The following is an 11,711-nucleotide window of genomic DNA, read 5'->3' on the forward strand; positions in this document are numbered from 1 at the left end:
GTAGGTAGTGGGTAGTAGGTAGTAGGTAGTGGGTAGTGGGTAGTAGGTAGTAGGTAGTAGGTAGTAGGTAGTGGGTAAAAAAATCATTACTTATTACTTATTACTTATTACTTATTACTCCAAGCTTGCTTACCAATCATTAATTAATTAACAAAGCAGTAAGATTGGTCAGATTTAGTTCAGCACTTCTTTTAACTGATGTTGTTGCCACAGGGATTGATAAAGTCCTGTTTCTTGGACTAAAGTTGCGTGAGTACCATTTTGAACAATTTTTCCTTGATCCATCACTAAAATGCGATCGCAAGTAGCCGCTGCTGATAGCTGGTGAGAAATAAAAATAACGGTTTTTTTGGCTGTTGTCGGTGATAAATTATTCAGAATTTTGGTCGCTGTTTCGTTATCGACGCTGGAAAGGGCATCATCTAGAATCAACACTTTGGCATCAGCTAATAATGCTCTGGCTAAAGATGTCCGTTGCCTTTGTCCACCAGAAAGAGTAATTCCTCGCTCTCCCACTAACGTATCGTATTCTTGGGGAAAGGTGAGGATTTCTGGATGAATCTGGGCTTGTTTGGCTGATTGAACTACTTCTATTGTTTCTGCTAAGGGTTCAGCGTAGCGAATATTATTCTTAATTGTCGTGCTAAATAAAAAGCTGTCTTGAGGCACATAGGCGATCGCTTTTCGCAGACTGGCTAAATCTAATTTAGTGATATCGTAGTTGTCTAAAAATAATTCCCCTTCTGCTATGTTTAATAGCCGAGGAATAGCATTAGCTAAGGTTGATTTCCCCGAACCAATTGAGCCAACAATGGCGACTGTTTCCCCAGGCTCGATCTCAAAGTTAAGATCGTAAAGAGCAGGAGTATTAGACCCAGGATAAGTATAGGTTAAGTGGCGTGCCACAATTGCTCCTGCTATATCTGTGGCAGGTAAAACAATCGCCTTAGCCATATTCTTAATTTTGGGTTCAGCTTTGGTAACTGCTTCCACCCGATCAATACTGATTTCTCCCTGCTGATAGGCGGTAATGGTAAAGCCAAGTAAAGCCGTAGGAAACACCAGTCGTTCCACAAATAAAACTAGAGCAATAAAATCCCCTATAGTAATTTCTCCAGTGGCGATCGCTTTTGTGCCGATCCACAATAAAATCAGCAAACTAATATAAGAAATTCCTTCAATGATTGGAAAGAGCAAATTTCTTACCAGGGCTAATTTAAGATTCGCTGCCAACAACTGCTGATTTTTCTGGCTAAAGGCGGCTCTTTCTTGGTTTTCTTGAGCATAAATCCGAATTAGCGCCATCCCGCTCATGTCTTCTTGAATTAGCTCACTAAGATCCGAGAGCTTGACCTGAATCTCCTCTTGATAACGTCGTAGTTTGCCACTAAATAACTGAACCGTAAACAGCATGACGGGATATACGGCGATCGCCAAAACAGTCAACCGTACATTAATCCCCAGCATGACAGGTAAGGTAAAAGCATAGGCAAAAATAATATTAATAAAGCTTAATAAGGCAAATCCCACGAGACGACGAATATTATCGACATCACTAGTGGCGCGATTAATTAAGTCTCCTGAAGTATTATTGGCAAAATATCCAGGTTCAATCGTTAGCAAATGCTGAAAAATTCGTTGTTTGAGAACGAACTCTACTTGTCTGCCAACGCCAAAAATCGAGGTGCGAGAATACATTCGAAAACACCACATGATTACTGAGAGCAACAGTAGCCAGATTGCCGTGCGCGAGAGTTGATTAAAGCTAAACTCTCCCTGTAACTGGTCAATACTATCTTTGATCAGTAGGGGAATATAAACCCCCAATAAATTAACAATTAACAGTGCGATCGTACCCAGTAAAACCATTCGCCAATGGGGGCGAAGATAACTGCCTAATTTTTGTAACCTAGAATTTGCCATCTACAAATCTTAACAATGTTTTTGCCGACGACAAATACCTATTTAGACAGAAAATTATTAAATTGTATTTCACTTAATTCCCTTAGCGTTCGCTCATCGATATATAGGCAATATCATGTTGTCCTGTATAAACTTGTGTAGGACGAAAGATCCGATTGACAGCAAGCTGCTCCTTCCAATGAGCCAACCAGCCAGCCACACGGGCGATCGCAAAAATAGGCGTAAATAAATCGCTCGGAATACCTAATTTTCTGTAGACTAAACCAGAGTAAAAATCAATATTGGGGTAGATTCCTTTTTGTCCCAACTTCAATTCTATTACCCGTTCTAGTTCTAAAGCGAGATCGTAATAGCGATCGTGTCCTGTCTCGCTAAATAAATCTACCGCCAACTCCTGCAAAATCTTAGCTCTGGGATCTTTTACCTTATAAACACGATGTCCAAAGCCCATAATTTTCTGCTTGTTGATAATTAAATTACTGATGTAAGGCTCAACATTACCAACCGAACCGATACTTTCCAACATTAGCAACACTTCTTCATTAGCTCCACCATGAAGTGGACCTGCCAAAGTACCTACGGCTGAAGCTACTACTGCATAAGGATCGGTTAGGGTTGAGGCAGTCACCATCGCCGAAAAAGTTGAGGCATTGATCGTATGTTCGGCATGGAGCGTCAGACAAATGTCAAAGATCTTGGCTTCTAAAGGATGAGGAACTCGCTCTGTCAACATGTATAAAAAGTTGGCCGCATAGTCCAGTTCATCATTAGGCTGAACTGCATCATTACCCCGACGCATTTGATGGAATGCAGCCACCATGGTAGGAATTTTTGCTAGAATACGCACCACTGCCTTTCTGATATATTCAGGATCATCTAAAGCACGACGAGCATAAAACAAGCCCAATGCTGCTGCTGATGTTTGCAAAGCATCCATCGGATGTCCAGACTCAGGAAAACACTTCATCATGTCCCGAATACGGTACTTAATCCGACGGTGAAACAAAATATCGATTTGGAACTCCTGAAGCTGTTGTTGGCTGGGCAATTCTCCCCAAATTAATAAATATGCCGTTTCCAGAAAACTACTACGTTTAGCCAACTCTTCAATCGCAATCCCGCGATATTCCAAAATTCCTTTTTGACCATCAACAAAACTGATACTAGATTTCGTTACAGGTATGCCTTCTAAACCTGGCTTATATTCACAAAATGTTGCCGTCATTAATTTTCCTGTATTAAGTTTTAAGATAATAAGATGTTTTGAAAATACCCCAAATCAAATTTCCGAAGGGTGGTAAAAGTTACCGAAAATTAAACCCTGGCTTATATTCATCAGCATTCTGTCTTGATATATAGGTATTAACTTACATGACTGAAAATTCTATATACAGCAAGTATACTATATGCTTCTTAGTTACCAGATCAAGCGATCGCTCTTTGGAGAAAATCGACTAACAATTTAAAATTTCTAACAATCTGGTTCGCTTACTAGCTACAATCCGTAAGATAATAGAAAGTTATTGACATACTTACGTCTTTACAAAAACTCATATCTTTAAAACTAGAGATATACATTTACACACACTCACTTTGATTAAAGGAGACAATATTTGGTTTCTACAACTTCCTTTAAAACGGCTAAATCAGAAGAAATTTTTAATGCTGCTCAAAAGCTAATGCCTGGTGGTGTAAGCTCTCCAGTTCGAGCGTTTAAATCAGTTGGGGGTCAACCGATTGTGTTTGACCACGTTAAAGGTGCTTATATTTGGGATGTCGATGGCAATAAGTATATAGATTATGTTGGTACTTGGGGCCCAGCGATCTGTGGTCATGCTCACCCTGTAGTACTGGAAGCTTTACATTCTGCCCTAGAAAACGGGACTAGCTTTGGTGCGCCTTGCGCTTTAGAAAATGTGTTAGCAGAAATGGTTATTGATGCTGTTCCCAGCATTGAGATTGTACGTTTTGTCAATTCAGGAACAGAAGCCTGTATGTCAGTACTGCGCTTGATGCGAGCTTTCACAGGTAGAGAAAAGATTATTAAGTTTGAGGGCTGTTATCATGGTCACGCAGACATGTTTTTGGTCAAGGCTGGGTCTGGGGTTGCCACTCTTGGTTTGCCAGATTCTCCAGGAGTACCAAAATCGACCACAGCTAATACTTTAACCGCTCCCTACAACGATTTAGAGACAGTGAAAAAACTGTTTGCGGAAAATCCCGATCAGATTGCAGGGGTTATTTTAGAGCCTGTAGTAGGTAATGCTGGCTTTGTTACGCCTGATGCGGGTTTCTTAGAAGGATTGCGCGAGATCACTCAAGAACAAGGGGCATTACTAGTTTTTGATGAAGTGATGACTGGTTTTCGGATTGCCTATGGTGGCGCACAGGCTAAATTTGGCGTAACTCCCGATCTGACAACCTTAGGTAAAGTAATTGGCGGCGGTTTACCCGTAGGTGCTTATGGTGGTCGTGCTGATATCATGTCTATGGTCGCACCAGCAGGACCAATGTATCAAGCAGGAACATTATCTGGTAATCCTTTAGCCATGACTGCGGGGATTAAAACTCTAGAGTTACTGAGCAAGCCAGGTACTTATGAACAGTTAGACCGCATTACCACTAAACTATCTGAAGGTTTATTGTCTGTAGCCAGAGAAGCAGGACATGAAGTCACTGGCGGTAATATTAGCGCCATGTTTGGTATGTTCTTTACTGGGCAAGCAGTGCATAATTACGATGATGCCAAAACTGCTGATCTGAAGAAATTTGCTCGTTTCCATCGCGGCATGTTAGAACAAGGTGTTTATCTTGCACCTTCTCAGTTTGAGGCGGGCTTTACTTCTTTGGCTCATACTGATGAAGATGTCGATCGCACTTTAGCAGCAGCCAAAGCAGTTTTAGCGGAAATTTAAACTAGAGCTTAAACTAGAAAATTTGGTTTAGTCTGAAGTAAATAATTAAATAATTAGGCGGGGTCATACCCGTCTTTATTTATTTGGGTATCAATTAATTGCTAAATTAATAACTGTTCTTTGTTGCTCAGAAAAAGTGGATTCATCGATCGCCGATTTAAGACAAAATTATACCTTAGCAGGATTAACTGAAGCTGACCTGAATTCTAATCCCATCCAGCAGTTTAAACTCTGGTTTGAACAGGCTTTGGCAGCCGACTTAATTGAACCCAATGCCATGACCTTAGCAACTGCTACACCTGACGGGAAACCTAGCGCGAGGATTGTTTTACTCAAAGGGGTTAGTGAACAAGGCTTTGTATTTTACACCAATTACGCTAGTCAAAAAGGACAGCAATTGCTTGCTAATCCCTATGCTGCCTTGGTATTTCTTTGGGATAAGCTGGAAAGGCAAATTCGGATTGAGGGCAAAGTTGAGAAACTATCGTCAAAAGAATCATTGGAGTATTTTCATAGTCGCCCCAAGGCATCCCAGCTTGGGGCTTGGGCATCGGCTCAAAGTCAGGTAATCCCCAACCGTGAAGTATTAGAAGAAAAGCTAGCTAGTTTACAAGCGCAATATAGCGGTGAAGTTACCATTCCCTTACCCCCTCATTGGGGTGGATTTCGAGTTGTACCCGATCGCCTTGAGTTTTGGCAAGGTCGTCCCAGTCGCCTTCACGATCGCCTAGTATACAAGCTTGAAGCTGATAGTCATTGGTCAATTAGTCGCTTATCTCCCTAAATCACCTTAGAGCATGAATGATTTAATTGTCTTAGATACGCTTGATTTAGCTTTGTGTTTAGGATTGATTGGCATAGCGATCGCTCTGTCTCTATGGCGTAAACTAGGCTTGGAAACTCAGTTGGCCTACAGTGCAGCACGCTCGTTGATTCAACTAATCGCTATTGGCTACATCTTAGATCTGGTGTTTGCCGTTGATAATTGGCTAGTGGTCTTGGGCATTTTAGGCGTAATGATTTCTATTGCCTCAATCGTTACCCGCAATCGGATCGATCAAAAGCTTCAGGGGCTTTTGCCAACGGTAATTTTAGCTTTGGTTGCCAGCAGCGCTTTTACTTTGGGTTATATCATCCTGTTGATCGTCCAACCCGATCAATGGTATGAACCACAGTATTTGATCCCCTTGGGGGGGATGCTGTTTGGCAATGCCATGAATAGCGCATCCTTAGCAGGCGATCGCCTTTTGAACTCGATTAATCAAAACCGCTTGGAAATTGAAACCTATCTGAGTCTCGGCGCTACAGGCAAACAGGCGATCGCTAGCTATCAACGAGAGGCAATTCGCACAGGGCTAATTCCCACTTTAAATAACATGGTAGTGATTGGTTTGGTTAGTCTCCCAGGAATGCTGACAGGGCAGGTATTAGGAGGCAGTAATCCTCGCGATGCAGCCTCTTATCAGATTTTAATTTTATTTGCGATCGTGCTGGTTAATTTGATGACCACAATCTTGATTACTGAGGGGATTTATAAACGCTTTTTCAATCAAAGAGAACAATTGATTTAGCATGTAAAGTATTAACTATAAGCTTTTACACTGTTTGTTTATGCCCGTTTTAAATAGTAATCAATATGCGATCGCTCTTCATACTAGTACGCCACAACTGGGCATAGCTATTAATAATTATGCAGGGGACAGTCGCAGCCAAATTTGGGATTTGGGACGAGATTTAGCATCCCAGCTACACCAACATCTGGCAGAATTGCTGCTCCCTCAAACTTGGCAAGATTTAGCTTTTATCGCCGTAGCTAAAGGACCAGGAGGCTTCACAGGAACTCGTGTCGGGGTCGTTACAGCCCGCACTATTGCCCAGCAGCTAAACATTCCTCTATTTGGTATTTCTAATCTAGCAGCCATAGCCGCAGCCCAAAACTATCAAGGCGATCATCTATTAGCTGTGCAGATGGATGCCAGACGAGAGCAATTATTTGTCGGTATTTATCAAATAACTAGCCAAGGACTTAGCACATATATGCAGGATACTTTAATGACTCAAGCAGTTTGGCAGCAGACTCTGGCTAATTTACTTTCTTACCAGTTAATTATCGCCGATGAGCAGATTGCAGCTTCTGTAACCAATGTCTTAGATCTAGCCTATACAGATTGGCAACAAGGACAACATCCCCACTGGTCAGAAATTACTCCTTATTACGGACAACATCCAGTCAAAGGATAGAAAATATTAATTAAATATCTTGTATTTCAAATTGTTTGAATCTTTCCCTAGAGGGAGGAGAGTTTAAGAATCTCGCGGGATCATAAAAGAAGATTCTCGATTCTATAACAACAGACAACAATAACAAGATCAACCTAGTAATCATGACCGACCAAACAAATTTAGCAAGCAAACTCGCCGATCTTAAGCTAGTTCAAAACACTTTGATTGAATGCGAACAAAAACTAATGACGGCGACAAATGACCAAACAATTCGCGAACGGCTAGAAAAAATGCTAGCGAGCGATCGCGATAACTTAAGCGATATCGATGAAGCGATCGCTAAGTTTGGTAACACGGTTCAACCTCGCGATATTACCCAAAAACATGTCGAGAAAATCAGTCAGATGATGTCTGGTTCGGAGTTGACAGAATATGACAAATTTTTCCAGCTTGAATTACTCAAACATCAGCAAACAATGACTGGCTTAGTAATTCATAAAGCTGCTCAATCTCTCAACGATGAATTACAAGACGCGATGGAGTCTTTGAATAAAGTTAACTTTGAAAACCGCGCTCATCAAGAAGTTCTTAAAGGCGTGCTTTACTTTGTTGGTACTAGAGAACTAACAGGACAAGAACCTGATATGGGTATTTGGGCAAGTGTAGAACAAGGAATTGCTGCCCTCAAGGGTGTGGTGAGTAGTGCAGCTAACGCTGTCAAATAAGGTTAAAGATTTATCTAGCAGCAAGATATTCAATTCGAGATCGCCTTTTACTGGGTGATCTTTTTGTATTCTCTATTGTTACTCACTCTTGGTTCGATATTATAGTAGTAGTAGGGACGAAGGTTCGTTCGCCCCTACTACATTTCTTCCACATTATTTTAAGTAAGGCATCAAAATCTGCAAATTCAATAGTTTGCTACTGTATTTATTGAATCTAAAAAGTAACAGCTTAAATTAGGTGGGAGAGAATTAAGGTGACAGTAGAGATTGGCAGTAGAGTTCAACAGGCGATCGCCAAAAGTCAAGATTATTTATTATCAATTCAAGAGTCTGATGGTCACTGGTGCGCCGAATTGGAATCCAACGTCACTATCACAGCAGAAGTTGTCTTGTTACATAAAATTTGGGGTACTGACCAGCAAAGACCCTTAAATAAAGCAGAAACTTATTTGCGATCGCAGCAGCGTCAACATGGTGGTTGGGAATTATACTACGGCGATGGTGGTGAACTTTCGACTACGGTGGAAGCGTATATGGCATTGCGCCTACTAGGTGTTGACCCAAAAGATCCTGCTCTAGTTCGAGCCAAAAAATTTATTTGGCAACGGGGTGGCATTAGTAAGACCAGGATTTTTACGAAGATGCATTTGGCGCTGATTGGTTGCTATGACTGGAGAGGATTACCCTCAATTCCTCCTTCAATTATGCTCTTACCTGAAACATCTCCCTTGACGATCTATGAAATGTCAAGCTGGGCAAGAGGTAGCACTGTTCCGCTGCTAATTGTCTTTGACCGCAAGCCGATTTTTAAGCTAGATGCGCCGATTAAGCTTGATGAACTTTACGTCGAAGGAATTGCTAACGTTCGTTATGAATTACCCCGCAACAACGATTGGACAGATATCTTTATCGCCCTCGATAATGTTTTTAAGCTGGCGGAAAATCTAAACTTAGTGCCGTTACGGGAAGAAGGTCTAGCTGCTGCAGAAAAGTGGGTCTTAGCAAGACAGGAAGCCACAGGAGATTGGGGGGGGATAATTCCTGCGATGCTTAATTCTCTGCTCGCCCTACGAAGCTTAGATTATAACGTTAACGATCCAGTGGTGCAGCGTGGTCTTGTCGCTGTCGATAACTTTGCCCTAGAGACAGTAGATAGCTATCGGATTCAGCCCTGTGTATCTCCCGTGTGGGACACCGCCTGGTGTTTACGGGTATTAGCTGAGTCGGGAATTGCTAGGGATCATCCTGCTTTAGTTAAGGGGGGGCAATGGTTGTTAGACAAGCAGATCTTAGATTACGGTGACTGGGCGGTCAAGAACAAAAGCTCAACCCCTGGTGGCTGGGCTTTTGAATATGAAAATCGCTTTTATCCCGATGTTGATGATTCAGCCGTCGTAGTGATGGGGCTATCCCAGATTAAACTTCCTCATGAGTCGCAAAAACAACAGGCGATCGCTCGCTGTCTCAACTGGATCACATCCATGCAGTGTAAACCTGGAGGTTGGGCTGCTTTTGACCTAAATAACGATCAAGATTGGATCAACCTGATTCCTTACGGGGATCTCAAGGCAATGATCGACCCTAATACTGCCGACGTGACCGCTAGAGTGCTAGAAATGCTTGGGGAATGTAATCTGGCGATGGAGGATGCAAGGGTACGCAAAGCGATCGCCTATTTAATTAAAGAACAAGAACCAGATGGCAGTTGGTTTGGACGCTGGGGAGTGAACTATATATATGGTACTAGCGGTGTGTTGGCTGCTTTAAGTTTAATCGCACCAATTGCTTACCAAGAACAGATAGACAGAGGTGCAGCTTGGTTAGTTAGCTGCCAAAATGCAGACGGTGGCTGGGGTGAAACCTGCGCCAGCTATGAAGATAAAAATCTTAAGGGTACAGGTATTAGTACTGCCTCCCAAACATCTTGGGCATTACTGGGCATTATGGCAGCCATCGCAGCAACCAAATTTGCAGCCCAAGCAACCGTTGACCGTGGCATTGAATATTTACTCAATACACAGCAGTCTGATGGCACCTGGGACGAAGCACAGTTTACTGGTACTGGTTTTCCCTGTCATTTCTATTTAAAATATCATTTATATCAACAGTATTTTCCCCTGCAAACATTGGCAAGATACGCCAATATTTAGCATTTAGCATTTTGGTATTGGCGGGCAAAAATTTAAACCAGAAATACAAACAGTCGGATTGCCAAAAGTTGCCCACCGCCTCTTAGAAGCCTATAATTGTCCGCCAAGCAGTTTAATTCTAGCCTCCAACTCGAAATTCAATGACATCTCCTTCTTGGACAATATAGTCTTTACCCTCTAGGCGCAATAAGCCTTTTTCTCTGGCTGCATTTTTTGACCCTGTAGAGATTAAATCTTCATAACTAATGGTTTCTGCCTTGATAAATTTCTTCTCAAAATCAGTGTGAATTACTGCTGCTGCTTGGGGTGCTTTCATGCCTGCGGTGATTGTCCAGGCACGAGTTTCCTGCTCGCCTGTGGTTAGATAGGTGCGTAAACCTAAAAGATCGTAGGTAGCGCGGATCAAAGATTTCAACCCACCTTCTTCGACTCCCAAGGCTTCCAGAAAATCTTGTGTTTCTGCTGCTGAAAGTTCGACTAACTCTGACTCTACCTGCGCTGAAACTACCACCACCTTAGCTGCATCATCCTTAACAAATTCTCGCACTGATTCTACCCATTCATTTCCTGTCGCCAAATCATCTTCAGCAACATTAGTGGCATAAATAATTGGTTTATTACTTAACAATCCTAGGGATTTAATCATCAGTAACTCATCTTCCCCTAAATTCATGCTGCGGACAGATTGACCATCATTGAGAACTTCGCCAATTTTTTCTAACAGCTCAACCTCTGCTTGAGCGTTTTTATCGTTTTTGGCACTTTTACGCTGTCTACTAATCCGCTTTTCCACCTGAGCCAGATCCGCCAAGATTAGCTCTAAATTGATGATTTCAATATCTCTCACAGGATCTACTGACCCAGCAACGTGAATAATATCGTCATTGTCAAAACAGCGTACCATGTGAACGATCGCATCTACTTCTCGAATATTAGCGAGAAACTGATTGCCTAATCCCTCGCCTTTACTTGCTCCTTTGACTAATCCTGCAATATCCACAAATTCGATTCTCGTAGGAACTAGTTTTTGAGAATTGGAGAGTTCAGACAGAACCTCTAGTCGATGATCGGGGACAGATACTACCCCCACATTTGGTTCAATGGTACAAAAAGGAAAATTGGCTGCTTCAGCCTTAGCATTGGCAACCAAGGCATTAAACATGGTAGATTTACCCACATTAGGTAATCCGACGATTCCTGCTCTTAACATGACGGCTTAATATTAGCTTCTAGGTTCAGTTTGCCAATTTTACTGCATTAGAACTAGATAACTCAAACATATAGCCTCTTCCCCAAACAGTTTTGATACAGTCTCCATTGCCCACGCCAATTTTTTTACGAATTCGCCCGATGTGAATATCTACTTTGCGATCGTCTCCTGCATAATCTTCGTTGTCCCAGATGGCGGAAATTAATTCAGCACGATCCCAAACTCGGTTAGGATTATTGGCTAGAAAATATAAAAGATCAAATTCCAGCGCTGTCAGCGGAATAATCTGCTCATTAAGGATAACTTCTCGGCGATAAAAATCAATAGTAAAATTATCTAAGAGAATAGATTTGTGCTGATGGGAGTATCCAGAATTACTGCTACCTCTTCTAAATAAAGCTTCAATTCTTGCTTTGAGAATTTGCAGATCAAAAGGTTTAGTAATATAATCATCTGCCCCTCTAGCAAAAGCTTCTAAGATATAATTATTATCTGTCATTGAACTGAGAATCATAATCATTACGTCATTTTGGTGTATTTCTTGGCAAAGATTAAGTCCCGTATC

10 protein-coding genes are annotated in these 11,711 nt (G+C 41.8%); 6 read left to right on the top strand and 4 right to left on the bottom strand.

Annotated elements, in window-relative coordinates; translation table 11 throughout:
- Nucleotides 1–174 precede the first annotated feature (174 nt).
- Nucleotides 175–1,923, bottom strand: coding sequence for an ABC transporter ATP-binding protein (locus tag C7B62_RS21105; RefSeq protein ID WP_106241929.1), 1,749 nt, complete (start codon nt 1,921–1,923; stop codon nt 175–177).
- Between the two features lie 82 nt (nt 1,924–2,005).
- The gene (locus tag C7B62_RS21110; RefSeq protein ID WP_106241932.1) at nt 2,006–3,148 is read right to left on the bottom strand and encodes a citrate synthase; all 1,143 of its coding nucleotides are present in this window, start codon (nt 3,146–3,148) and stop codon (nt 2,006–2,008) included.
- 388 nt (nt 3,149–3,536) lie between these two features.
- On the opposite strand from C7B62_RS21110, the gene hemL reads away from it, so the two are divergent.
- The 6 genes from hemL to shc all read left to right on the top strand — a co-directional run bounded on the left by hemL (nt 3,537) and on the right by shc (nt 9,936).
- Nucleotides 3,537–4,838, top strand: a complete 1,302-nt coding sequence (hemL, locus tag C7B62_RS21115; protein ID WP_106241935.1) for a glutamate-1-semialdehyde 2,1-aminomutase — start codon at nt 3,537–3,539, stop codon at nt 4,836–4,838.
- A gap of 136 nt (nt 4,839–4,974) precedes the next feature.
- A complete protein-coding gene (gene pdxH / locus C7B62_RS21120) occupies nt 4,975–5,622 on the top strand; it encodes a pyridoxamine 5'-phosphate oxidase (protein WP_106241938.1) in 648 nt (215 codons plus the stop codon).
- A 13-nt stretch (nt 5,623–5,635) separates the two neighbouring features.
- On the top strand, nt 5,636–6,409 hold the full coding sequence (fetB, locus tag C7B62_RS21125; RefSeq protein ID WP_106241941.1) for an iron export ABC transporter permease subunit FetB: 774 nt from the start codon (nt 5,636–5,638) through the stop codon (nt 6,407–6,409).
- Between the two features lie 40 nt (nt 6,410–6,449).
- Complete coding sequence (tsaB, locus tag C7B62_RS21130) at nt 6,450–7,079, top strand: tRNA (adenosine(37)-N6)-threonylcarbamoyltransferase complex dimerization subunit type 1 TsaB (protein ID WP_106241945.1); 630 nt, start codon at nt 6,450–6,452, stop codon at nt 7,077–7,079.
- Between the two features lie 143 nt (nt 7,080–7,222).
- Complete coding sequence (locus C7B62_RS21135) at nt 7,223–7,786, top strand: hemerythrin HHE cation-binding protein (protein WP_106241948.1); 564 nt, start codon at nt 7,223–7,225, stop codon at nt 7,784–7,786.
- A 254-nt stretch (nt 7,787–8,040) separates the two neighbouring features.
- Nucleotides 8,041–9,936, top strand: coding sequence for a squalene--hopene cyclase (shc, locus tag C7B62_RS21140; RefSeq protein ID WP_233220086.1), 1,896 nt, complete (start codon nt 8,041–8,043; stop codon nt 9,934–9,936).
- Nucleotides 9,937–10,054: 118 nt separating this feature from the next.
- Here the strand turns inward: shc and ychF are convergent, their stop codons facing one another.
- Both ychF and C7B62_RS21150 read right to left on the bottom strand, forming a co-directional pair.
- Nucleotides 10,055–11,146: a redox-regulated ATPase YchF gene (gene ychF, locus C7B62_RS21145; RefSeq protein WP_106241953.1), complete on the bottom strand. Its 1,092-nt coding sequence runs from the start codon at nt 11,144–11,146 to the stop codon at nt 10,055–10,057.
- A 25-nt stretch (nt 11,147–11,171) separates the two neighbouring features.
- Nucleotides 11,172–11,711: response regulator transcription factor (locus tag C7B62_RS21150; RefSeq protein WP_106241954.1), on the bottom strand; the 540-nt coding region annotated here is incomplete at its 5' end.

The organism is Pleurocapsa sp. CCALA 161, from assembly GCF_003003995.1.
In the GTDB taxonomy this organism is placed as follows: domain Bacteria; phylum Cyanobacteriota; class Cyanobacteriia; order Cyanobacteriales; family Xenococcaceae; genus Waterburya.